A 22,763-nucleotide genomic window follows, 5' to 3' on the forward strand; every position below is an offset into this window, starting at 1 on the left:
AAGGAGCAAATAACATGAAAACAGAATGGTTGGAATTCTCTAAAGAAGTATTAGAGGCAAAGAAAAACGATCTCCCAATTGTAGCATTAGAATCAACAATTATATCCCATGGTATGCCTTATCCGCAAAACGTTGAAACAGCTAAAGAGGTAGAGGATATTATCCGTAAAAATGGAGCAGTCCCTGCAACCATTGCGATTATTGACGGGAAAATTAAGATTGGTCTTTCGGACGATGAAATTGAATTTTTAGCTAAGAGCGATAATATTGAAAAAGCAAGTAGACGTGATTTACCTTATCTAATTGCAGGCAAAAAAAATGGCGCTACAACTGTGGCTGCTACCATGATTTGTGCGGAACTAGCAGGGATTAAGGTGTTTGTAACTGGCGGAATTGGTGGTGTTCATAGAGAAGCAGAGCAGACTATGGATATTTCGGCAGACTTACAAGAGCTGGCTAAAACCAGTGTAGCAGTCGTATGTGCTGGTGCTAAATCAATTTTAGATATTGGCTTAACGTTAGAGTATCTAGAAACATATGGCGTCCCAGTGGTTGGATATGGAACAAAATCTCTACCAGCCTTTTATACGAGAACAAGTCCATTTGAAGTGAATTTCTCTGTAGAAACACCAAAAGAAGCAGCAGCGATGATTCAAACAAAATGGGCACTAGGACTAGAGGGTGGGGTCGTTATTGCCAATCCAATTCCAGAAAAAGATGCCCTAGAGGAAAAATACATTACGGAAATTATTGAAAAGGCATTACAAGAAGCAAAAGAAAATAATATCACTGGGAAAAAGGTAACTCCGTTCTTATTAAGTAGAGTAAAAGAGTTAACGGAAGGGACAAGCCTAGTTGCTAATATTGCATTAGTTAAAAACAATGCAGAAGTAGGCTCAAGAATTGCAGTGGAGTTAAATAAATAAGTAATCAAAGACTATTGAAAGTGGAATAATGCTTCATGACAGAAGCGGTATTCTCTTTGAATGGTCTTTTTTCTTACTAGTAAGAGTGGAACCCACTTCTCAAGGATATTTTAACAATAGAAGGAGCTCCCACTTTTCTAGTTTTCTTGTCTTTTTTTGAACTTTACATATTCAAGAATACCGGCAAAATCTTCTTTTGTAATACCATCCTCTATGGCTTCTTCAACTAAACTAATCCAGTCTTCGTCTATCCCGTCTATTGCTGAATGGTGATTGTCTAGTAGTTCTTCTACATTGGTATCAAGGGTGTATGCAAGTTTCGTTAGTACTTGAAGAGAGGGGTTTTTTTGAATCCCTCTTTCAATATAGCTTAAGTAAGATTTAGAAACACCGGATTTGTCCGAAAGTTCATTGATAGAAAAACCTCTTTTTAATCTTAATTTCTTTATTTTTGCTCCAACCAACATGACAATATTCTCCTTACCACATATAGAAGTACTATTTCATTATAACGAACAAATTGTTCAATAAAAAATACAGAAAAGCTAGAAAACAAGAGGATATTCAAGAAAGAGAACGGAATTCGTTCTTTAAAAAGAAAAAACGGCTGATTTTGGAATTTTCGAAAATGATAGATTTGCACTATACTAACTAATAAGTTCTTAAAAAAGAACGAATTGGAAATTTTAGTACATATCTAGCATACTGCGATGAACTTTTACTTCTATCAATTATTATTTATTCAATTTAAGTAAGCTTAATGGAAAATAAAGGGGAGAAAAATGTATAGAAAAAACTGTGATAGATGCCTAAGACCGTCGTATAGTAGTAGCGAAATAGGAAAATGGATTTGTCCTATATGCCAAAATGATTTGACTGATTATCCTTTTTTTGATGCGATTACATTTGAACAAATATATATAAATTATTCTTTTAAAAAAGTGCTAAAAAGCTATCAAACGCAATATTATGATAGAAATCAATATAAATAGTGCTGCTGGTTTACTAGTAAGATATAAATAATGCTTAAGTAGGATTCTTTCGATTGGATTCGAGGGATTCAACATATTTTGTAGAAACAACAAGAAATCTTTTAGTAATTTGTCCTAATTTTATGACAAATTACTGCAATATTCCAACAATAAAAGCGTTATAATGAGAAAACAGTAAAAGGATAAGGGAATAATTAAATGAAAAGGGCAAACCAATACGAAAGTTTGGGACGCAAAGTCACGGATCTAATGTGCGAAACAATGATGGCCGGACTGCCAAAATACAAATGTATTTTTGGAGGGAAGAATTAAGTGATTAATAGTCAACTTTTTACCGAAGAATTGGATTCAGAATGGATTCAATTAATTAATGAAGCCAAAGATATTGGAATGAATTTGCAAGAAGTAAGAGAGTTTTTACGAAGCGAGAAGGATCACTTAATTCAAGGAAATACGAAGTAAACATTTAAATATAGTACCTTATGAACACAAAAGTAAAAAACATCTACATGTAATTTTTCACAATAGAAAAAATGGTATGGTGAGAAATTACATGTAGAAAAAATTTTTTAGAGTTATCCTAACTTATTTAAGATATATAAGTTGGAAAAAATATTATTTTTTTTGTTGTAATCTCCATCTATTAAATTCCAAAAATTCGCGAAATTCTTTTTTAGAAACTCCAGAATCCATTGCTTCTTTCACAATTTTTAACCACTCAGAATCTAAATCATCTTTATTTTGCTGATCATTTATTAAATGATCAACTGGTATATTAAAAACAGCGGCAATTTTCTCTAAAAATTGAATCGATGGATTGGATTGTAAATTTCTTTCTAAGGAACTTAAATAAGACTTCGCCACTCCTGCCTGTTCAGCTAATTCTGACAAGGACATTCTTTTCTCCAAACGTAGCTGCTTTACACGATCCCCAATCATACGCTCACTCACTTTCACTCTTAACAATATGTATATTTATCATAGCATTTATAGATAAAAAGTTCCATATAAAGAACGAATTGTTCTATCCACTATGCTTATAAATCAATGATGTAAATAATTATTTTTAAATTTTGTTCACAATATTGAAATATATCCTGTAATATTTACCCTTTGCTAAATAAAATGAAACATTTTTTTATTTGTTTTTCAATCCTTTTTAGACAATTTGTCTGAAAAAGGGTAGAATGGTAACGGAATAATTTGAAAATGTTGGTGAATTTCATGTTGAATAAATATTATGTGATATTCGAAGAACTTGAAGCGGCAATCAGAAATGGGAAGTATCCACCGGACACTATTTTGCCATCTGAAAATGAATTAGCAGAGCAATATAACACATCTAGAGAAACGATCCGTAAAGCTTTAAATATTTTATCCCAAAAAGGATATATCCAAAAGCTCAGAGGGAAGGGTTCATTAGTACTTGATCTGGAAAAACTGCAATTCCCGATTTCTGGATTAGTTAGTTTTAAGGAATTAGCGGATAAAATGGGACATTCCTCTGTGACCATTATTGAAAGCTTTACGAATAAACAACCATCCTCCCTTTTACAAAAAGAGATGCAGCTAAGTAAAGAAGATTCTATTTGGGAAGTTTTTCGTGTAAGAGAAATAAATGGGGAACGTATTATTTTGGATAAAGACTATATTGTTGAAAAATATGTGCCTGGATTAACAGAAGAAATATGTAGAAGTTCTATTTTTGACTATATTGAGAAGCAGTTAAACTTAAAAATTAGTTTTGCGAAAAAAGAATTTACGGTAGAAGAGCCTACTGAAGAAGATTATAACTTACTTGATTTAGAGGGATTTCATTCAATTGTTGTTGTTAAAAACTATATCTATTTTGAAAATGCCACGTTATTTCAATATACAGAATCTCGACATCGCCCAGATAAGTTCCGATTTGTTGATTTTGCAAGGAGAAACGAAGCTTAAAAAATAATGATAGCATGTTTTATTTTCTTTCTATGGGGAACGTTAATTATAGAAAATAGGAAAAGGAGATGCTAGATATGAGTAAGAAGATTGCTACATTAATTACTGATATGTTTGAGGATTCTGAGTACACAGAGCCGGCTAAAGCGTATCAAGAAGCTGGACACGAGGTAGTAACAATTGAGTTAGAAGCTGGTAAAACAGTACAAGGAAAACAAAAAGAGGCAACAGTAAGTATTGATAAAGGAATAGATGAGGTTTCTCCTGATGAATTTGATGCTTTATTCATTCCAGGGGGATTTTCTCCAGATCAGCTTCGTGTAGATGATCGAGTAGTTGCCTTTACTAAGGCATTTATGGATGCAAAGAAGCCAGTTTTTGCAATTTGTCATGGACCACAGCTACTTATCACTGCGAAAGCGCTAGAGGGTAGAAGTGCTACTGGTTATAAATCAATTAAAGTGGACATGGAGTATGCTGGTGTTACTTTCAAAGATGAGGAAGTAGTTGTATGTGGGGACCAATTGGTGACAAGCAGATCGCCAGAGGATATTCCTGCATTTAATAGAGAGTCGTTAAAGCTTTTAAATAAATAAGGGGAATATCAAACTAGAAGGGGCTGTACGTACACCGATTTATGGTAAGAAGAATATAATCTTTTTATCATGAGTTGGAGTAGGTATCAGCCTCTTTTTTGTGTTATCTTTAAGAAGAGAAAGAGCGACATTCAAAAGATTCACTGCACAATATTCCGCAGAAGCAGCAATGATAAATAACAGCAAAAAAGCGCCAAATGAATATAATCTGGATGAGGGAAACGAATAATAATGAACGATTCCATGCAAGAGAATGGATAGAAAGAAGGATTGTAAATGATTGTATTAAAATCAACACGAGAAATTGAGCAAATGAGGAAGGCTGGCGAGATTCTAGCTGGTTGTCATAAAATGATAGCCAAGATGATAAGACCAGGAATCACTACTTTGGAAATTGATCAGAAGGTTGAAGCATATTTAGCGGAAATGGGAGCGACTCCTGAACAAAAAGGGTATCGTGATTATCCATATGCAACTTGTGCCAGCATTAATGATGAAATTTGTCACGGTTTTCCAAGGAAAGAGCCTTTAAAAAAAGGGGATATTGTAACAATCGACATGGTTGTTAATTATAATGGTGCTTTGGCTGATTCTGCATGGACCTATGCGGTTGGTGAAATAGCTACAGAATTAGAGAAATTAATGGATGTCACAAAAAAAGCTCTCTATGCGGGAATCGAACAGGCGAAGGTTGGAAATCGAATCGGGGACATTGGATTCGCTATTCAGCAATATGTAGAAGAACAAGGCTTTTCTGTTGTGAGAGATTTTATTGGCCATGGTATTGGGAAAGTAATTCATGAAAAACCAGAAGTACCTCATTTTGGTTTAGCTGGTAAGGGACCTCGCATAAAAGAGGGAATGGTATTTACGATTGAACCAATGGTTAATGTTGGCGATTATAAAATGAAAATGGATAATAACGGATGGACAGCAAGAACAGTAGATGGTAAACACTCTGCACAATATGAACATACTATTGCTATTACGAAAGAAGGAGCAATAATCCTTACAGATCAAGAGGCTTGATCTGTAAAAGGTACATAGAAGAATGAAGCAAGCTAGGAATGATCTGTTTTCCTGTAGTAAGCTTATGCAATTTAAAAACAAAACGATTTTTAAATAAATAATCAGTGGGGATGTGCGCCACTGATTATCTTTTTTATGAGTTGTTATTGTTTACGCAAGTTCCCAAGTTCTTCAGCGATTGCTTGCATTTCATTTGGGCTAAAGGAATCTTTTTTCATCACATGTTCGTAAATTTCTTTAATGTCATCATAGAGATCTTCATCAAAATGCGTGGATTTAATCGCACCTATGTTTAATACTTTTAACTTTTCTTTTATTTTTTCAATCATGAAATTTACGTTTTCTGTTGTTTTAATATCTAAATTCATGCCTTTCCCCTTTCTTGGACAATAAAGTTGTTCTATTCATCTTTTCATGCAAACATAGAAATGTCAATATAGAGAATCATTCATAAGTTGTTGCCATTACTTACAAAGTAAAATAAGTATGTAAATAAGAAAATGGAGGAAAATAAAAATGAAAGTACGTGTTTTATTTATTTGCTTAGGGAATATTTGTCGTTCACCAATGGCGGAGGCGATATTCCGTGATTTAGTTAATAAAGAAGGATTACAAGATAAGATTGTTTGCGATTCAGCAGGAACAGGTGGATGGCATAGTGGAAATCCTCCTCATCAGGGAACAAGAGATATTCTTAAAGTGAATAATATTAAGGATGCAGGTATTTTTGCCCGTCAATTGGCGAATAAGGATTTAGAAGAATTTGATTATCTGATTGCAATGGATAACAGTAATATAGCGAATATTAAAAATCTGAATGACATGTTAGATGGCACAAAAGTCCGCCTTTTAATGGATTATACAGACGATGCTGCGGGAATAGAAGTACCAGACCCATATTATACCGGTAATTTTGAAGAAGTTTTTGCATTAGTGAAGGATGGCTGTGAAGGTTTGCTAAGGGAGATAAAACAAGTGTATTCCTTATAAGGTAGCCTGTTGTCATCCTTCAAGAAATAGTTGTATAAAAAATATGGCTTAACAATGAACGAAACAACAATTTTGGAGAGGTGGCAGGGACTATGAAAATGAGTATAACAAAAGGTTTTTTTATAGGCAGTCTTATTGGAACGGCGATAAGCCTGTTGGACAGGCATACAAGACAACAGGCTGTAACGACTATACAGCATGCGAAAGATACTGTAACAGATTTAGACCAAATGACGTCAAGTTTGAATCTAACTTCAGAAAAAATAAAGAACTCAGCCACGAAAATTTCCGATGATGCAGCTTTTGTTAAGAAGCAACTTGAGGAATTAAAAGGAATAACGCCAGTAGTTGCAGGCATTATTCGAGATACTAAAGAAGCATTTTCGAAAGGGAACACGATCAATCAGGAAAGAAAGCTAGTCTCTAGCATACAATATTTACCTAAGACGGAATAGCTGTATGAATGCTTTTTAGAATGTCTAGTAGCTTAAATGATACCAATATCTATAAAAAAATCAGCCCAGCTTTGCTTGGGTATATGTATATTTAGAGATGGAGGTATCATTCAGGCTACATCTTTTTACAGTACATAATACAAGCTCTTATTAGAGACATGTTTTTATTTACATAATAACGGGCAAAGGTACATACATAAATGAACTGTTAGGGCGGTGATTTTGTATGGGAAAGGTCATTCATTTTTTTAAGGTTCTCATCAAAAATATTCAACAAGATGATGTATTTGATTTGGCAGCACAGTTAGCCTACTATTTTTTATTGTCTATTTTCCCACTACTCATTTTCGTAATGACACTCCTTCCATATCTTCCTATTACAAAAGAAGACTTGCTAGGCATAGTGGAGGGATTTGCTCCTGGAGATATTATGAATACGATTGAATCAAATATCGATCAGGTGCTAAACAGAAACGTGAGTCTTTTATCATTCGGGATCATCGCGACAATATGGTCTGCTTCAAATGGCTTAAATGCTATCATAAAGGCTTTAAATAAAGCCTATAATGTGGAAGAAACCAGATCATTTATTGTTGCAAGAGGGATGTCTATTTTGCTGACACTTGGCATGATTGCGGTAGTAGTAGTGGCGCTGTTATTACCAGTATTTGGAGAGCAAATAGGGATGTTTTTATTTTCACAATTTGACTTAACAGATGAGTTTTTATCTATATGGAATACGTTAAGATTTCTTGCATCGCCAATTATTTTATTTATTGTGTTTCTTGCCCTTTATTGGGTTGCTCCAAATAAAAAACTGAAATGTATTTCTGCCATTCCCGGAGCAATTTTCGCTGCGATTGGCTGGGTTCTTGCCTCCTTGGCTTTCTCCTATTATGTTGGGAATTTCAGTAACTATTCCGCAACTTATGGAAGTATTGGGACCATTATCGTTTTAATGATTTGGTTCTATATTACTGGCATAATTATCATCTTGGGTGGAGAGATCAATGCTTACTTTACGGAAAAGAGAAAAGAACCTTGTTAACCAGTATCCGTAATTTACCTCTATAAAAGAACACTAATAGAACAAACTAATAGTGGGGAAAACAATTAATAGGGGGGATTTAGAATGACAAAACATACAAAAAAAGATGGCGGCACAAAACAAAAAGGGAAAAGTAAGCCAAAACATAAAACATCTAGTTCTGCTAACGGACAAAACGGCTACCACTAATAGAAGTGTATAACCTTATTGATAGAAAGCCTTCAAAGATTTAGTCTTTGGAGGCTTTTTAAATATGTTATGGCGGGGAAATCAGCCAAATCGGATGAGAAATCAGCTAAAGTGGTCGAGATATCAGCCAAAGCAGGTGTGATATCAGCCAAAATAGCTGGATATCAGCCAAAGCAGGTGTGATATCAGCCAAAATAGCTGGATATCAGCCAAAGCAGGCGTGATATCAGCCAAAATAGCTGGAAATCAGCCAAAGCAGCCGGAATATCAGCCAAAGCAGCTGGAAATCAGCCAAAGCAACCGGAATATCAGCCAAAAAAGCTGGAAATCAGCCAAAGCAGCCGGAATATCAGCCAAAGCAGCTGGATATCAGCCAAAGCAGCCGGAATATCAGCCAAAGCAGCTGGAAATCAGCCAAAGCAGCCGGAATATCAGCCAAAAAAGCTGGATATCAGCCAAAGCAGCCGAATCAGTCAAAATAGCCAAAGCGAATGTCATCATCAATCAACCCGCCAAACAATGTGGTCTTTTAACTTTTTAATAACCGCAAGCTATTCAAAATCACCAAGATTGTACTGCCTTCATGCCCAATTACACCAAAAGGGAGGGCAACTGCTTGTAAGAAGTTCGAAATGATAAGCAACATAATAACAGAAATGGAAAAGATAATATTTTGTTTAATAATACGATTCATCCGCTTAGATAGTTGAATGGCCTCTGCTATACGTGGCAAATCGTTTTTCATTAATACGACATCTGCTGTCTCTAACGCAACATCGGTCCCTTCTCCCATTGCAATACCTACATTTGCAGTAGCAAGAGCAGGTGCGTCATTAATTCCATCTCCAACCATTGCGACGATTCCATATTTCTCTTTTAGCTCTTTAACGGAAGCTACTTTCTTCTCCGGTAAGCATTCAGCAATATATTCATCAACATGGCTTTCTTTGGAAATAGCATTAGCTGTTTTTTCACTATCTCCTGTAATCATAACCGTATAAATGCCGTTCTGCTTTAAACGATCAATTGCTTCTTTTGATTCTTCTCGTACAACATCCTTTAGAGCAATCAGGGCGATTATTTCTGTGTCCTTTTTGACAAATACAGCTGTTTTTCCTTCATTTGATATTTGTTCATATATTTTGTTTTGGAAAGCAATTGCTTCTTTTTCTCCCACAAAAGCGGCTTTCCCGATTCGCCATTCCGTATTATTAATTTTTGCTGTAACGCCCCAACCTGAATTATCTTGAATGCTTTCTGGTTGTGTTAACGGTTCATTGTATTTCTGCTCAGCATATCGAACGATTGCTTTTGCGAGGGGATGGTTTGAATGACTTTCAATGCTAGCCGTTAATTGAACAATTTCTTTCTCCGTAAATTTATTATCGATAAATACATCTGTTACCACAGGCTTTCCTTTCGTTAACGTTCCTGTTTTGTCAAAAGCAATTGCGCTTACATGGGCGAGATTTTCTAGATGGACGCCACCTTTAAAAAGGATGCCAGCCCTTGCTCCATTTGAGATTGCTGATAAGGTAGCTGGCATTATACTAGCTACCAATGCACAAGGAGATGCGACTACTAAAAAAATCATTGCTCGATAGAATGTTTCATTCCAAGACCAACCCAACAGAAAATGCGGAAGGATCAGTAATAGGCCAACGATAGATAAGACTATTTTGACATAGGATCCTTCAAATTTTTCGATAAAAGCTTGAGAAGGTGATTTCTCACTTTGTGCCGATTGAATCAAGGTAATAATCTTTTGAAAAAGTGTTTCGTCTGCATGCTTTGTAAGGGTAACAGTAATTGAGCCACTTATATTTACTGTTCCAGCAAATACTTCATCATTTATTTCTTTGGTTAATGGAATGGATTCACCTGTAATAGCGGCTTCATCAATCGCCGTTGTCCCTTTGATAATTTTTCCATCTACGGGGACTCTTTCCCCGGGCTTAATTAAGATGATGTCAGAGATAGTAAGAGAAGATACTGGAACTGCTTGTTCACGACCATCTGGAAGTATTTTAATTGCTTCTTCTGGTTGTAACTTCATAAGGGCAGATATTTCCTTATTACTCTTATTCATTGTATATGTCTCTAACGCGCCGCTTACAGCAAAGATAAATATTAATATCGCACCTTCAGCCCAATATCCGATAATAGCAGAACCAATTGCAGCAAAAATCATTAGCATTTCGACATTTAATTCTTTATTATCAATGGTTTCGGTGATTCCCTCTTTTGCCTTTGCATATCCACCAATCACAAAAGCAAGCAAGTAGGCAGCGATAGAAATAGATGAATAATCGAAATGGTGTAAAATCCATCCAATCACAATTAAAATTCCGCTTATTCCAGCAGCAATTAGTTCGAGATGAGGAGATAGCTTTGCAAATAAAGATGGCTTCATTTCTACCTTTGGTTGTACATAGGTTTTGAATTCCGTTTCTGTGGACATTTGTTTTTTCCTCCTTTTAAATGATTATCTGTTCTTATTGAGAGAGAGAATCAAGTTCACTACCCTTAAAAAACACGAAAGCTGCCACCTAAGAAGGTGACAGCACAAAATAACGAATAGAAATAGTTTTTTATTTAATTTTATAAGATAAGCTTACCACATATTGTATGTGCTGAATATCATTTTGCCTCTGTTAAGTAATGATTTCTCGATTCTTTTTTCCCAAAGATAAAAATGATGGAACAAACAACAAATAAAATTGCCGCAATTACTATAAAATAGCTAATATGCTGGAAATATTGAATAAATACTCCTCCCAGATAAGGACCAATTAAACTGCCAACACTAAAGGCCATTCCACATAGAAGGTTTCCGGTAGGAAGAAGATTGGTTGGCACTAAATCAGTCATATAGCTAATCCCTAAAGAAAAGGTAGAACCAACTGCCATTCCAGCAAGGAAAAGACAGATAATTAAGCCGATTAAATAAGCCTCAAGTATACTGGCGAAAGAAAAGCAGGTAGTACCAATAATCAGAATCGTTACAAGTGTCCGTCTTCTGCCAAATTTATCGCTGATCATCCCTAATGGAAGCTGAAACACAATGGCTCCTATCGAAAAGGCAGTAAGTAAAAGAGAAATCTGGACAACACTTAAATCGATTCTTAATCCGTACACAGGAAAACTTGAGTTTAAGCTTGATTCTAAGAAACCATAGGCGAGCGGGGGAAGAAAAGCAATCCACGCATATTTCATGGCACTAGAGAAACGCTTCATTGTATCCAAAAAGGAATTTGTTTCTACTGTTTGTTCTGGAAAGTCATTTTTAATCCATAGTATAAAAATCCAAGCGATAAAGCACATAATAGATGAAAGAATAAAAGGCAGTGATTCATTTACTTTTACTAAAGGAGTTAATAATGGTCCAACTGCGAACCCAATCCCAAAGAATACACCGTATAGAGAAATGTTTCTTCCCCGTTTTTCTATAGGTGATGCAGTGGTTATCCAAGTTTGTGTAGCAAAATGGAGTGAATGATCGCCTATTCCAATAAACAAACGAAGAAGAAACCAAAACCAAAAAGACTTCCAAAGTGGAAAAAGTGCTAGTGACAGAATAACAACAAGACCGCCAAATACGATAACGGGTTTATATCCATATTTACGCAAAGGATATTCCATAAAAGGAGAAATAAGAAGAATCCCCATATAGAGTCCTACTGCGTTTAATCCATTTAAACTAGAAGATAGGCCATCATTTTCAAAAATGACTGCTATTAATGGCAGCAGCATTCCTTGACTAAATCCAGAAATACTGACGATGCTTATTAGTACGGCGAATTTTTTACTGTTCATAATTATACTCCCTTGTTTCTTACACTGTTGTCTATATTTAGTCTCCCTAAATGATGTTAAAGGGGAATGAACAGTATTGCAATAGATTTTTTTTGAAATAAAACTACTAATTTTCCTATCAAAAGAGAAAAACATTTTTAAGAAATTGGTTATATTTGGGCGGAGTAGCAGTATAATAAGTTTAGCCTGCAGTTGGATGGGAAATTATATGAGGGTGATAGGAGAAAGGAAGCGAGAAAAAATGGTTAATAAAATATTTACGATTGCAGCATTTATTGGGGTTCCCTTATCGATAATAGGTTCCTTATTACATTGGTCAAGTATTCTTATGTTCGTTATTTACTGTCTTACCATCATTTCGTTATCTAGTTTTATGGGCAGAGCGACAGAGAGCTTAGCGATTGTTGCTGGTCCCAGAATTGGTGGGTTATTAAATGCTACTTTTGGTAATGCGGTAGAATTGATCATTGCTATATTTGCTTTACGAGAAGGGTTAACAGAGGTAGTATTGGCATCCTTAACTGGTTCTGTGTTAGGGAACTTATTGCTTGTGGCAGGCTTGTCCTTTTTTATTGGTGGATTAAAGTATAAGAGACAGCAATTTAATGTTTATGATGCTCGTCATAATTCAGGATTATTAATATTTGCAGTCATTGTTGCATTTGTGATTCCTGAAGTATTTACGATGAATATGAATGCAGGAAAAACACTTTCTTTAAGTATCGGAATCGCTATTATTTTGATTGTATTGTATTTAGCAGCATTGTTTTTCAAACTAGTGACTCATCGTGGTGTTTATCAAGTAGAAAAAAACGGAGAGCATGGTCATGCTCATGAGGAAACGCCAGAATGGTCAGTGAAAAAAAGTATCACTATTTTGGCGATTGCAACACTGGCAGTTGCTTATGTATCTGAAAACTTAGTACATACATTTGAAGTAGTAGCAGAATCTTTTGGATGGTCTGAGCTGTTTATTGGGATTATCATTGTGGCTATCGTTGGAAATGCAGCAGAGCATGCTTCAGCTGTTGTAATGGCATATAAGAACAAGATGGATATTGCGGTTGAAATTGCTATCGGATCAACCTTGCAAATTGCCATGTTTGTCGCACCATTACTAGTTTTAGTGTCTTTGCTTTTCCCGAGTGGAATGTCATTAGTCTTCACACTGCCAGAACTTATTAGTATGGTAACAGCCGTGTTGTTAATGGTAAGTATTTCAAATGACGGAGAGACAAACTGGTTTGAGGGAGCAACCTTATTAGCTGCTTATGCAATAATGGGAATTGGATTTTACTTGCTTTAAGAAAGTAGAATATGGAGAAATAGCAAGGCCTAGCCGTTTTCTTTACAACGGCTAGGCTTTTTTGCGTGAATTCACCTTTCTTTTATATAAAATAAGTCTTTTTAAGTATTCGTTGATTTAGATATGTTGTATAGGGAATCTATCATGTCGCTTCCATCGGATCACCAACCTCTTTTCCTTTTATAGTTTGGATAAAGCTCTGATTGATGAATATTCAAAGGTTTATATTTTCCTCCTTTACAAAATATAAGCGATCTAAAATAGCTACCCTCCTTTTATTTGATGACCTTATTATACAATAATATCGGATAAATGTAAATATTCTGATTATTTATTTTTGTTAATAATGGACAAGTTTTAAGTTCCTGAGGCATATGAATGAAAGAAGTGGAAAAAGGATGTATGGAGAAAGGAGATATAAAGGTATGTCACTGTTTTATCGATGCCTTTTCTATGTTGGTGGGCTTTTTATATTAGCATTTGGGGCTACGTTAACTATTAAGGCAAATTTAGGAGCCGGCCCTTGGGATGCTCTCAATGTAGGCCTATCTCATTTAGTTGGATTAACAATAGGAAGCTGGATTGTTATAGTAGGTATCATTCTTATATTCGTCAATGCTTTGCTTTTACGCAAAAAGCCAAACTTATTGTCCCTTGCCACAGTGTTTATTCTAGGATTTTTTGTTGACTTTTGGATGGCTCATTTAGTAAATCGTTTCCATTATTATATGTTTATGAGCCAATTAATTTTACTAATTACTGGATTAATCATTATTGGTCTAGGCATTGCCCTCTATTTGCAATCTGAATTTCCTTTAAATCCAATTGATGATTTTATGGTTACCATTCAGGAAAGATATGGCGTTAATCTTATGATTGCCAAGTTAATTGGAGAAATACTTGCTTTATTGTTTGCTTTTTTAGTAAATGGTCCCATTGGACTTGGTACATTAATTATCGCTTTTGGGCTTGGTCCTGCTATCCAATTTTTCCATCCGTACTGTTCCAAGTTGACGGGGAAATTTGTAATGAAATAGGAGGAAAGAAAAAAATTCTTTTAATAATGGATAATCTAAGCGAACTCCGAAAAAAATAACCATAGTTATGGATGATTATTTGAAGGGAGTTCAAACTTGCTATGTATAAGAAAATAACGATTGTGCTTTTATCTTTTTTCTTAATGCTTCCAATGTTAACTTATGCGGAAAAAGCAAAAGAGAAAGAAAAGGAAGAAAATCTACCGAAATCCAAGATTATTACCATACCTAATTCCGTTATGAATATAACGAAGGAAAATACGTATCCAAATCCAACACAAGATGTACCTAAACTGCAGCCTAGTGAATTAACACAACAGCTTATTAATTCTTCAAAGGTGAAAATTGATAATCCGGATTTAATTCGTATGCTGAACGAATCCACAGTGAACAGTACCCCATTTGCACTTGGATACAAAGCAATTGTTTATTTAGGACAATGGCCGCTTAACTACGAATCAACAGAAACAGCACCGAATTGGGAGTATCAGAAAGTAAATACGAATTTCTATGATAACCGTGGTGGGAAATTACCATATCAAATCCATTATGTTCAAGAATCACAGAAAACGGTAAGAGGCGGTTTAACGGCAAAGGTTCCAAATGCAGAGCAAGTAAAAAAAATGATGCTCGTAAAAGCAACCCAAAATTCAGGGTTATCTCTCGCATTTGAAACAGTGATTGGAACAGGAACAAAGAAAGATCAACTGTACAATATTCCCCCTAAAAGACTAGGGTATTTATATGGCTACGCTCCTGCTGTCAACGAAAAAGGAAAAGTGACGTATGGCGAAGTATATATGATGCTAAAAGGAAGCAAAAAATCAATTGTCGTGAAAAATGTAACTTCACAAGGAATTGGCGCTTGGATACCTGTTCAAGATCATGTTTCTTTTGGATTTATGGCAAGTGAAAGACCGAGATAAATAGATGTGGAAAGACTGACTTTGGATGTCAGTCTTTTTTGTCGGTTTTGGGGGGAAGGAATGTGGTTCGTTGGGGGATGAACGCAGAAATTGCAGGAGGGAAAGGAAAAAGTGGTGTTCATCAAGGGGATGAACGCAGAAATTGTAGGAGGGAAAGGAAAAAGTGGCGTTCATCAAGGGGATGAAAGCGGAAATTGCAGGAGGGAAAGAGAAAAGTGGTGTTCATCAAGGGGATGAACGCAGAAATTGCAGGAGGGAAAGGAAAAAGTGGTGTTCATCAAGGGGATGAAAGCGGAAATTGTAGGAGGGAAAGGAAAAAGTGGCGTTCATCAAGGGGATGAACGCAGAAATTGCAGGAGGGAAAGAGAAAAGTGGTGTTCATCAAGGAGATGAACGCCCAAAAAGCAGCATCAAGAAAAATGTCATTCATCAAGCAAGCTAACCTCAAACCCAAAATAAAAAAGTGCCCATTTTCCAATGGACACCATTTCAATTAACGACTAATCAATGCTTTTTTTGTTGTAAAATCAATATCTTGATAGTAACTATTTTTTACAAGAACATTTGGTCCAAGGCATTTGACAGCTGGGCAATGGCAGTTTAATGAACGAGCTAAATCAGTGGAAAGCCACTTTTGGAAAATATCCTCTAAATGATCTGTTTGAATATTTCCAAGTGCTGGTGTATCGCCGAAATCAGTAACGATTACATCACCAGTAAAAATATTTACGTTTAAACGAGAACGGCCATCAGGATCGTTACGAACCGTTACATTTTTGCTAGAGTAAAGGCGACTTAGTAACTGTAGGTCTTCTTCTTTGCTGTTACAAGGATAGAATGGAAGTGTACCAAATAACATCCATACATTTTTATCACGAATATCTAAAAGATGGTTAATGCTGTCTCGGATTTCATCTAATGATAAAGTTTCTAAAGTAGAAGCAAAGTCAGATGGATACATAGGGTGAATTTCATGCCTTTGACATTTCATTTCATCGACAATTTGTCGGTGGATATGTTCTAAATAGGGAAGTGTACGTTTATTCAGCATTGTTTCTGCAGAGACTACAACTCCAGCTTCGACTAGTGCTCTACTATTCGTAATGATGTTCTGAAATAGTTTGGCTCTTTGTTCGTAAGTCGGCTTTCTTGTCATCATCGCAAAACCACGTTCCGCAAATTCCTCTTCTGTGCCCCAGTTATGGGAGATATGTAGCACATCTAGATAAGGAATAACGGCTTCATAACGATCGATCCCTAGTGTTAAATTTGAATTTAATTGTGTTTTTACACCACGACTGTGTGCATATTTAAAAAGAGGAACAACATAATTTTCTACAGATCTTCTACTCATCATTGGTTCTCCGCCAGTAATGCTTAGAGACCGAAGATGAGGGATTTCATCTAGTTTTTTCAGTAATAAATCAATGGGCAATGCGTTTGGGTCTTTTGGCTGAAGTGTATAACCAACAGCACAATGCTCACAGCGCATATTACATAAAGTAGTAGTCGTAAATTCAATATTGGATAAGGTTAATTTTCCATGCTGCTCCATATCCATATAAGCTTCCCAAGGATCTATACTTGGGGTAATCCTATTTTTTTCTGTAATCATGATAAGCTCCTTTTATAAAAAGAATAGTTAAACTATATCTATGTGTAAATAAGGCATAGAATGCAATTTTTATCTTTGAGGGGATAAAGTCCCCTTGTCATTATTAAAGGAAAAATCCTATCTGTCAAACGTTTTTGTTTTAAATAATTCTTTGGCGGGAAAAGAAACTTTAACGAGAAGAAGGGAGATGAATGATATGTCTAATGCAACAAAGCAAGGGAATAAAATTGTAACAGGCTTAGTAATTGGAAGTGTCATTGGTGTCACAATTTCTCTAATTGACCCAGCTACAAGAAAAAGAACGGTGCAGAAATTCGAAAGTATAAAAGATGCAAGCACTCGTTTCGTTCAGAGTTATAAAGAAAACCCTGATGAATTTAAGCAGGATTGGAAAGAAAGATTCCATAATTCTTCTGATGCGATGAGGGACATTGCTAATGACACCCAAGGATTGTACAAGCAGATTCAATCTACCGTATTAGAGCGTTCCAAAGATTTAAAAGAAATTACAGAGGATTTTAAACAACTCTATTTTCAAACAAAACGACAATGTAAACAGATCACAAAGAAAATTACTACCACAAAAGATCAAATTATTGAATCATCCGATTTAGAAGAAAAGCCACAGCTTCCAGTTGAAACAGGAGATAGGGAAGTAATGAAAAGTAATGAGACAGTACTAACAACTTGAACAAATAGTAGAAAAGAAAGGAGCATCTAGTATTTTGGCTAGATGTTTCTTTTATCTATGCATGCTAAAAAAATTATAAAAAGAACAAAAACTAGTTATACAGAGTTGAATAAATAACTAAGAACTCTGTGTAATCCATGGAAAACGCAGATTCCTTTCTTTCAAAGGTGTAAAAAGATAAAACATGTGCAAAGATAAAAAGGAAGGTTGCTGAAAGAAGGAAAATTCGTTACGATTAAAGGGTAGTTTTGAAAGGAGAGAGTATGTTGGGTAGTTCAATTACAGATAAAAATGAGCAAGTTACTTTTCTAAAAACAAGATTAAATATGTTTATGGATGTACTAGATGCGATTGATCCAGAAGAAGCGGAGTTAGAGGATATCGATCGTTTAATTCAAATGATAGATGAAATAGAATCGAAATGTAATGAGTTTAAACATAGAGATTTGTAAAAGTGTAATGCTTGGGTGAAATCATCCAAGCTTTTTTATTTATATAAGGATTTCCAGAATATTTCTGTAAACGATTGCAAATTACTTCTCTATCGTAGAAGAGAAGAGTATAATTTTTTATAGGGAGTTATTTGAGTGTAACAAAAAATTGCAAGGTTTGCTTGCGCTTTTCAATGAGGGGGAGAAGCATGTATTTTGAAAATCTGAAGAAGAGTATTTACGATTTAATTGTAGAAACATCGACCAATCTTCCAAAAGATGTGAGACGTGCGATTGCGAAGGCAACAGCGTCAGAAAATGCTGGAACGCGTTCTGCGATGAGTTTAGCGACAATTACGCAGAACATTGGAATGGCAGATAAGGAAGTCTCACCTATTTGCCAAGATACAGGGCTGCCGACTTTTAAAATTAAAACACCTGTTGCTGTTAACCAGCTAGAAATAAAAGCAGCTATTTACGAAAGTATGGAGCTTGCAACGAAGAATGGTAAGCTTAGACCGAACTCTGTTGATTCTCTTACAGGGGAAAACAGTGGAAATAATTTAGGGGCAGGGACACCTGTCATTAAGTTTGAACAGTGGGAAAAAGACTACATCGATATTCGGTTAATTTTAAAAGGTGGCGGCTGTGAAAATAAAAATATTCAATATAGTCTTCCTTGTGAATTAGAAGGACTAGGCAGAGCTGGACGCGATTTAGACGGTATTCGTAAGTGCATCTTACACTCTGTTTATCAAGCACAGGGACAGGGATGTAGTGCCGGGTTTATTGGCGTCGGAATTGGAGGGGATCGATCTGCGGGCTATGATTTGGCAAAAGAACAGCTTTTCCGCTCTGTAGATGATACAAATGCCATTCCAGAATTAGCAGTTCTCGAAGATTATATAATGGAAAATGCCAATAAATTAGGAATTGGCACGATGGGATTTGGTGGTGAAACAACACTATTAGGCTGTAAGATTGGCGTGATGAACCGTATCCCTGCAAGCTTCTTCGTATCTGTTGCGTATAATTGCTGGGCATTCCGCAGACTAGCTATTTCGATAATTCCTGATACGGGAGAAATCAAGGAATGGCAATATCAAGAAGGAGATAAAATTGACTTTAAAGCAGAGGCTAGTAAGGAAAATGAAGCGGGTACAGCAGAGGAAGTTATTATACTACAGGCACCAATCAGTGAAGAAGATATTCGTCAATTAAAAGTTGGCGATGTGGTGCAAATTAACGGCATGATGTATACAGGTAGGGATGCAATCCATAAGTATTTAAGTACAAATGATGCACCAATTGATTTAAATGGGCAGATCATTTATCACTGTGGACCAGTTATGCTGAAAGATGAGCATGGAAATTGGCAAGTTAAAGCGGCTGGACCAACAACAAGCATTCGCGAGGAGCCTTATCAGGGAGACATTATGAAAAAATTTGGCATACGTGCAGTAATCGGAAAAGGTGGTATGGGTGCCAGAACATTGAAGGCATTGGAAGAGCATGGCGGAGTATATTTAAATGCAATTGGAGGAGCAGCCCAGTACTATGCAGATTGCATGAAGTCGGTAGAAGGGGTAGATCTTATGCAGTTCGGTATCCCAGAAGCAATGTGGCATTTGAAGGTAGAAGGATTTAAAGCGGTTGTTACAATGGACTCGCATGGTAACTCTCTTCATCAAGATATTGAACTATCCTCCTTAGAGAAGTTGGCAATGTTTAAGGATAGAGTGTTTTAATAGAAGTATGGAAGGGAAAAGAAATACCGACATAATCTGCTGTATTTTTCCAAGCATTATTCCTCGAGTTTAACTAAAACTAACAGATAGTTAATCTGTTAGGAGGAAAAAAAGTGGAGAGAATGTATAAGGTTATTTTCTGCGTAATATTTTTACTTTCTATAATGACAAATGAAGTATGGGCAAATGTTTCGAATCAGCCATTACATTGGGGATTCAAAAAGGCTGTGAATGAGCAGCCGGCAGAAGCAGGCAAAGACTTGGATGACTTGCTTGAAAAGTATGGCGCTTATTATAAAGATGAGAGTGATAAAAAGGTATTGTATCTAACCTTTGATAATGGCTACGAAAATGGTTATACAGGCAAAATACTGGATGTTCTAAAAAAGGAAAAAGTGCCTGCGACTTTTTTTGTAACAGGCCACTATTTAAAGAGTGCACCTGACCTAGTGAAAAGAATGGCAGCAGAAGGCCATATTATTGGCAATCACTCTTATCATCATCCAGATTTTACCCAAATCAGTGATGAAAAGCTGAAACAAGAATTAGAAACAGTGGTTACAGAAACGGAAGCTCTAACAGGTAAAAAAGGCATGACCTATTTACGTCCGCCGCGAGGCATTTTCAGTGAACGGACTTTAAAAGTTGCGAAAGAATTAGGATATACACAAGTATTTTGGTCACTTGCCTTCGTAGATTGGAAAACGGATCAGCAAAAAGGATGGAAATATAGCTATGACAATATAATGCAACAGGTTCATCCTGGCTGTATCCTTTTGTTGCACACCGTTTCAAAAGATAATGCAGAAGCATTAGAACAAGCAATTATTGATTTGAAAAAAAGAGGTTACTCCTTTAAAAGTTTAGACGATTTAACGATAAAAAGGGAAATTGGTGAAGGCGTTATCAACTAAATACAACATACTATCCTAAATAGATTGGAACATGAGTCTATTTAGGATTTTTCCTGTTATAGCAGTACTAATTAATATAACAGCAAGCCATTCTATATAAGAAGTGTGTGCTATAATAAATAAGAAAAACAGTGATAGGTGATATTTCTTGCAAACAATATACATTCAAGGACCGTATAACTTTGATTTAGTATTAAGTCGCTTAGCATTAGACCCACTACATAACCTCCATAAAGAAGAGCGCTGGGTAAAAGTACCACTTCGTATAAAGAACAAACATATAGTTGTAAAAGTTCAAGCAACTGGCACAACTGATAATCCAACTTTTTATTTAGAGGTGGATGAGATAGATTCTTCTTCTTTACATAACCTCATCTATAAAGAAATCAGCAGAATTTTCAGGTGGGATGTATCCTTGCTTGCCATTCATGAGCATTTTCAAAAAACAAAGTTAAAGTCACTTTTCGATGAACATTATGGTACACCGATTGTGTTAGATTTTCACCCGTATAATAGTCTAATAAAATGCATTATTCATCAACAGTTAAATCTTAAATTTGCTTTTACATTAACGCAGCGTTTTGTGACTACATATGGTTTTCAAAAAGGTGGCGTCTGGTTTTATCCATTGCCAGAAACAGTAGCAAAGTTAACAGTGGCAGAATTGCGGGAACTGCAATTTAGTACGAGAAAAGCAGAGTACATTATAGATTTATCGAAAGAAATAATAAATGGCCATTTAGATATAGACAGCTTATATGAGAAGTCTGATGAACAGATTATGGAGGAGCTTATTCGCTTGCGAGGAATAGGACAATGGACCATTCAGAATGTATTGCTATTCGGTTTAGGGAGAAATAATCTTTTTCCAATCGCAGACATCGGAATTCAAAATGCGATTAAAAAGCTCTTGGAATTAGAACAAAAACCTTCAAAAGAAGAAATGGAGATAATGATGCCAGAATGGCAACCATATTTAAGCTATGCCTCTCTTTACTTATGGAGAAGTATGGAGTAGACCTTTGTCCTTATCTTTTTTTGTCTAAAGAATAACTGTGGTAAAATATAGATAAATAAGTTGAAAATAGTTTGAAACGAGGAAAGTAAATGCAGAAAAAGACACAACAAAAACAAAAGAGGCTTCTTATGGCTTCGCGAGCATTATTAGTTATTATTGGAGGATTTATTACAGGGTATGGACTAGAAGCTGTGCTTATTCCAAACGCGGTCTCTGATGGAGGCGTTACTGGTCTAAGTATCGTTGGTTCTCAGTTAACAGGATTTCCCCTTGGGATTTTGATTGGAATATTAAATATTCCCTTCGTATTTTTAGGATATAAACAGATAGGTAAAAGCTTTGCTGTATATTCCGTTATCGGCATCATATCTTTAGCTGTTAGTACAAGCTTAATGCACCATGTCCCAACAATTATTGAAGGAGACACACTGCTTATAACGGTTGTTGGAGGGATTATCATCGGTTTTGGAATGGGTTTAGCTTTACGTAACGGAGGAGCATTAGATGGAATTGATATGTTAGCGGTCTTACTTTCAAGAAAATTACCATTTGGAACAAGTGATTTAATTTTGTTTCTAAATATGTTTGTATTTATTTTTGTATCTACCGTATTTGGACTCCAAGGAGCCATTTTATCCGCTATCGCTTACTTTATTGCCTCTAAAGTAATCCACATTGTAGAAGAAGGTTTAAGTGGATCAAAAACCTTTAACATTATTACAACAGAACCTGAATTGATGGTAGAAACGATACGAGATCGTTTAGGCCGCAGTGCCACCTATACATTTGCAGTTGGAGGATACTCCAATGAACAATTTAAAGAAATTACGTGTGTAGTCAGCCGAATGGAAGAAAAATGAAAGAAATTATTCATGAATTAGATCCAACAGCATTTGTTGCCATTTACGATGTCTCCGAAGTAAAAGGCGGTAATTTTAAGAAACGAGACATTCATTAATGAATCCCATTTAATTAAAGGAAAACCTAGTTGTTTAGTAACAAAGCAACTAGGTTTTCTTTTGTTTTGCAAAAGGTTATATATGATGAAAGCAGACTATTTATTTGTTGATTTAAAATTTGTGAATGTTTTCGGAA

At 35.7% G+C, this 22,763-nt stretch carries 25 protein-coding genes, 1 pseudogene and 1 riboswitch; of the genes and pseudogenes, 20 read left to right on the top strand and 6 right to left on the bottom strand.

Annotation, left to right across the window (positions count from 1 at the left end; translation table 11 throughout):
• Positions 1–14 precede the first annotated feature (14 nt).
• Positions 15–926, top strand: coding sequence for a pseudouridine-5'-phosphate glycosidase (locus tag NKG37_RS10390; RefSeq protein ID WP_212121244.1), 912 nt, complete (start codon positions 15–17; stop codon positions 924–926).
• A 137-nt stretch (positions 927–1,063) separates the two neighbouring features.
• Here NKG37_RS10390 and NKG37_RS10395 read toward each other — a convergent pair whose 3' ends face one another.
• Positions 1,064–1,393, bottom strand: a complete 330-nt coding sequence (locus NKG37_RS10395) for a helix-turn-helix domain-containing protein (RefSeq protein ID WP_016202294.1) — start codon at positions 1,391–1,393, stop codon at positions 1,064–1,066.
• A gap of 721 nt (positions 1,394–2,114) precedes the next feature.
• Positions 2,115–2,199, top strand: a riboswitch (cyclic di-GMP riboswitch).
• Between the two features lie 31 nt (positions 2,200–2,230).
• Here NKG37_RS10395 and NKG37_RS10400 point away from each other — a divergent pair.
• Positions 2,231–2,380, top strand: coding sequence for an anti-repressor SinI family protein (locus tag NKG37_RS10400; RefSeq protein ID WP_224427908.1), 150 nt, complete (start codon positions 2,231–2,233; stop codon positions 2,378–2,380).
• Between the two features lie 153 nt (positions 2,381–2,533).
• On the opposite strand, the gene NKG37_RS10405 is transcribed toward NKG37_RS10400, so the two are convergent.
• The gene (locus NKG37_RS10405; RefSeq protein ID WP_016202297.1) at positions 2,534–2,857 is read right to left on the bottom strand and encodes a helix-turn-helix domain-containing protein; all 324 of its coding nucleotides are present in this window, start codon (positions 2,855–2,857) and stop codon (positions 2,534–2,536) included.
• Positions 2,858–3,142: 285 nt separating this feature from the next.
• On the opposite strand from NKG37_RS10405, the gene treR reads away from it, so the two are divergent.
• From treR to map, 3 genes are all read left to right on the top strand, one after another.
• Entirely contained in the window at positions 3,143–3,859 is a 717-nt protein-coding gene (treR, locus tag NKG37_RS10410; RefSeq protein ID WP_040343000.1) for a trehalose operon repressor, read from the top strand.
• A gap of 77 nt (positions 3,860–3,936) precedes the next feature.
• The gene (locus NKG37_RS10415; RefSeq protein WP_224427907.1) at positions 3,937–4,455 is read left to right on the top strand and encodes a type 1 glutamine amidotransferase domain-containing protein; all 519 of its coding nucleotides are present in this window, start codon (positions 3,937–3,939) and stop codon (positions 4,453–4,455) included.
• A 276-nt stretch (positions 4,456–4,731) separates the two neighbouring features.
• Positions 4,732–5,484 (top strand): type I methionyl aminopeptidase, encoded by a 753-nt coding sequence (map, locus tag NKG37_RS10420; protein WP_016202300.1) that lies wholly within the window; start codon positions 4,732–4,734, stop codon positions 5,482–5,484.
• 143 nt (positions 5,485–5,627) lie between these two features.
• On the opposite strand, the gene NKG37_RS10425 is transcribed toward map, so the two are convergent.
• Complete coding sequence (locus tag NKG37_RS10425) at positions 5,628–5,852, bottom strand: DUF1128 domain-containing protein (RefSeq protein WP_016202301.1); 225 nt, start codon at positions 5,850–5,852, stop codon at positions 5,628–5,630.
• 148 nt (positions 5,853–6,000) lie between these two features.
• Between NKG37_RS10425 and NKG37_RS10430 the strand changes: the two genes are divergently transcribed.
• From NKG37_RS10430 to NKG37_RS10445, 4 genes are all read left to right on the top strand, one after another.
• Positions 6,001–6,474: a low molecular weight protein-tyrosine-phosphatase gene (locus NKG37_RS10430; RefSeq protein WP_016202302.1), complete on the top strand. Its 474-nt coding sequence runs from the start codon at positions 6,001–6,003 to the stop codon at positions 6,472–6,474.
• 92 nt (positions 6,475–6,566) lie between these two features.
• Complete coding sequence (locus NKG37_RS10435; RefSeq protein WP_016202303.1) at positions 6,567–6,929, top strand: YtxH domain-containing protein; 363 nt, start codon at positions 6,567–6,569, stop codon at positions 6,927–6,929.
• Between the two features lie 226 nt (positions 6,930–7,155).
• A complete protein-coding gene (locus NKG37_RS10440; RefSeq protein ID WP_016202304.1) occupies positions 7,156–7,977 on the top strand; it encodes a YihY/virulence factor BrkB family protein in 822 nt (273 codons plus the stop codon).
• A gap of 409 nt (positions 7,978–8,386) precedes the next feature.
• Entirely contained in the window at positions 8,387–8,707 is a 321-nt protein-coding gene (locus tag NKG37_RS10445; protein ID WP_254416173.1) for a hypothetical protein, read from the top strand.
• On the opposite strand, the gene NKG37_RS10450 is transcribed toward NKG37_RS10445, so the two are convergent.
• A complete protein-coding gene (locus tag NKG37_RS10450; protein WP_302183225.1) occupies positions 8,696–10,627 on the bottom strand; it encodes a heavy metal translocating P-type ATPase in 1,932 nt (643 codons plus the stop codon). The genes NKG37_RS10445 and NKG37_RS10450 overlap by 12 nt on opposite strands.
• 179 nt (positions 10,628–10,806) lie before the next feature.
• Positions 10,807–12,117 (bottom strand): MFS transporter, encoded by a 1,311-nt coding sequence (locus tag NKG37_RS10455; RefSeq protein WP_169187873.1) that lies wholly within the window; start codon positions 12,115–12,117, stop codon positions 10,807–10,809.
• A gap of 106 nt (positions 12,118–12,223) precedes the next feature.
• Here NKG37_RS10455 and cax point away from each other — a divergent pair, with 106 nt between their 5' ends.
• The 5 genes from cax to NKG37_RS26070 all read left to right on the top strand — a co-directional run bounded on the left by cax (position 12,224) and on the right by NKG37_RS26070 (position 15,693).
• Positions 12,224–13,288: a calcium/proton exchanger gene (gene cax / locus NKG37_RS10460; protein WP_254416174.1), complete on the top strand. Its 1,065-nt coding sequence runs from the start codon at positions 12,224–12,226 to the stop codon at positions 13,286–13,288.
• Positions 13,289–13,713: 425 nt separating this feature from the next.
• Entirely contained in the window at positions 13,714–14,325 is a 612-nt protein-coding gene (locus tag NKG37_RS10465; RefSeq protein WP_254416175.1) for a YczE/YyaS/YitT family protein, read from the top strand.
• A 101-nt stretch (positions 14,326–14,426) separates the two neighbouring features.
• Positions 14,427–15,251 carry a YfkD famly protein gene (locus NKG37_RS10470; protein ID WP_254416176.1) on the top strand — a complete coding sequence of 275 codons (825 nt, stop codon included), beginning with the start codon at positions 14,427–14,429 and terminating at the stop codon, positions 15,249–15,251.
• 163 nt (positions 15,252–15,414) lie between these two features.
• Positions 15,415–15,540, top strand: coding sequence for a hypothetical protein (locus NKG37_RS26065; RefSeq protein WP_263479807.1), 126 nt, complete (start codon positions 15,415–15,417; stop codon positions 15,538–15,540).
• 30 nt (positions 15,541–15,570) lie between these two features.
• The gene (locus NKG37_RS26070) at positions 15,571–15,693 is read left to right on the top strand and encodes a hypothetical protein (RefSeq protein ID WP_263479806.1); all 123 of its coding nucleotides are present in this window, start codon (positions 15,571–15,573) and stop codon (positions 15,691–15,693) included.
• A gap of 51 nt (positions 15,694–15,744) precedes the next feature.
• Here the strand turns inward: NKG37_RS26070 and yfkAB are convergent, their stop codons facing one another.
• Entirely contained in the window at positions 15,745–16,866 is a 1,122-nt protein-coding gene (yfkAB, locus tag NKG37_RS10475) for a radical SAM/CxCxxxxC motif protein YfkAB (RefSeq protein ID WP_169187875.1), read from the bottom strand.
• Between the two features lie 196 nt (positions 16,867–17,062).
• On the opposite strand from yfkAB, the gene NKG37_RS10480 reads away from it, so the two are divergent.
• From NKG37_RS10480 to NKG37_RS10505, 6 genes and pseudogenes are all read left to right on the top strand, one after another.
• Entirely contained in the window at positions 17,063–17,557 is a 495-nt protein-coding gene (locus NKG37_RS10480) for a YtxH domain-containing protein (RefSeq protein WP_169187876.1), read from the top strand.
• 266 nt (positions 17,558–17,823) lie between these two features.
• Positions 17,824–18,009 (top strand): SE1561 family protein, encoded by a 186-nt coding sequence (locus NKG37_RS10485; RefSeq protein ID WP_016202312.1) that lies wholly within the window; start codon positions 17,824–17,826, stop codon positions 18,007–18,009.
• A 188-nt stretch (positions 18,010–18,197) separates the two neighbouring features.
• Positions 18,198–19,736, top strand: coding sequence for a fumarate hydratase (locus tag NKG37_RS10490; RefSeq protein WP_169187877.1), 1,539 nt, complete (start codon positions 18,198–18,200; stop codon positions 19,734–19,736).
• 122 nt (positions 19,737–19,858) lie between these two features.
• Positions 19,859–20,650 carry a delta-lactam-biosynthetic de-N-acetylase gene (gene pdaA / locus NKG37_RS10495; RefSeq protein ID WP_040343010.1) on the top strand — a complete coding sequence of 264 codons (792 nt, stop codon included), beginning with the start codon at positions 19,859–19,861 and terminating at the stop codon, positions 20,648–20,650.
• Between the two features lie 148 nt (positions 20,651–20,798).
• Positions 20,799–21,668 carry a DNA-3-methyladenine glycosylase family protein gene (locus tag NKG37_RS10500; protein WP_169187878.1) on the top strand — a complete coding sequence of 290 codons (870 nt, stop codon included), beginning with the start codon at positions 20,799–20,801 and terminating at the stop codon, positions 21,666–21,668.
• An 89-nt stretch (positions 21,669–21,757) separates the two neighbouring features.
• Positions 21,758–22,626: pseudogene (locus NKG37_RS10505) on the top strand (YitT family protein).
• Positions 22,627–22,763 lie beyond the last annotated feature (137 nt).

The organism is Niallia sp. RD1 (assembly GCF_024219955.1).
GTDB classification, from domain to species: Bacteria; Bacillota; Bacilli; order Bacillales; family Cytobacillaceae; genus Niallia; species Niallia alba.

Bases quoted from the DNA above. Each gene is read 5' to 3' on its own strand.
- NKG37_RS10390 (WP_212121244.1), top strand. From the start codon at position 15: ATGAAAACAGAATGGTTGGAATTCTCTAAAGAAGTATTAGAGGCAAAG.
- NKG37_RS10395 (WP_016202294.1), bottom strand. From the start codon at position 1,393: ATGTTGGTTGGAGCAAAAATAAAGAAATTAAGATTAAAAAGAGGTTTT.
- NKG37_RS10405 (WP_016202297.1), bottom strand. From the start codon at position 2,857: ATGATTGGGGATCGTGTAAAGCAGCTACGTTTGGAGAAAAGAATGTCC.
- treR (WP_040343000.1), top strand. From the start codon at position 3,143: ATGTTGAATAAATATTATGTGATATTCGAAGAACTTGAAGCGGCAATC.
- NKG37_RS10415 (WP_224427907.1), top strand. From the start codon at position 3,937: ATGAGTAAGAAGATTGCTACATTAATTACTGATATGTTTGAGGATTCT.
- map (WP_016202300.1), top strand. From the start codon at position 4,732: ATGATTGTATTAAAATCAACACGAGAAATTGAGCAAATGAGGAAGGCT.
- NKG37_RS10425 (WP_016202301.1), bottom strand. From the start codon at position 5,852: ATGAATTTAGATATTAAAACAACAGAAAACGTAAATTTCATGATTGAA.
- NKG37_RS10430 (WP_016202302.1), top strand. From the start codon at position 6,001: ATGAAAGTACGTGTTTTATTTATTTGCTTAGGGAATATTTGTCGTTCA.
- NKG37_RS10435 (WP_016202303.1), top strand. From the start codon at position 6,567: ATGAAAATGAGTATAACAAAAGGTTTTTTTATAGGCAGTCTTATTGGA.
- NKG37_RS10440 (WP_016202304.1), top strand. From the start codon at position 7,156: ATGGGAAAGGTCATTCATTTTTTTAAGGTTCTCATCAAAAATATTCAA.
- NKG37_RS10450 (WP_302183225.1), bottom strand. From the start codon at position 10,627: ATGTCCACAGAAACGGAATTCAAAACCTATGTACAACCAAAGGTAGAA.
- NKG37_RS10455 (WP_169187873.1), bottom strand. From the start codon at position 12,117: ATGTTTTTCTCTTTTGATAGGAAAATTAGTAGTTTTATTTCAAAAAAA.
- cax (WP_254416174.1), top strand. From the start codon at position 12,224: ATGGTTAATAAAATATTTACGATTGCAGCATTTATTGGGGTTCCCTTA.
- NKG37_RS10465 (WP_254416175.1), top strand. From the start codon at position 13,714: ATGTCACTGTTTTATCGATGCCTTTTCTATGTTGGTGGGCTTTTTATA.
- NKG37_RS10470 (WP_254416176.1), top strand. From the start codon at position 14,427: ATGTATAAGAAAATAACGATTGTGCTTTTATCTTTTTTCTTAATGCTT.
- yfkAB (WP_169187875.1), bottom strand. From the start codon at position 16,866: ATGATTACAGAAAAAAATAGGATTACCCCAAGTATAGATCCTTGGGAA.
- NKG37_RS10480 (WP_169187876.1), top strand. From the start codon at position 17,063: ATGTCTAATGCAACAAAGCAAGGGAATAAAATTGTAACAGGCTTAGTA.
- NKG37_RS10490 (WP_169187877.1), top strand. From the start codon at position 18,198: ATGTATTTTGAAAATCTGAAGAAGAGTATTTACGATTTAATTGTAGAA.
- pdaA (WP_040343010.1), top strand. From the start codon at position 19,859: ATGTATAAGGTTATTTTCTGCGTAATATTTTTACTTTCTATAATGACA.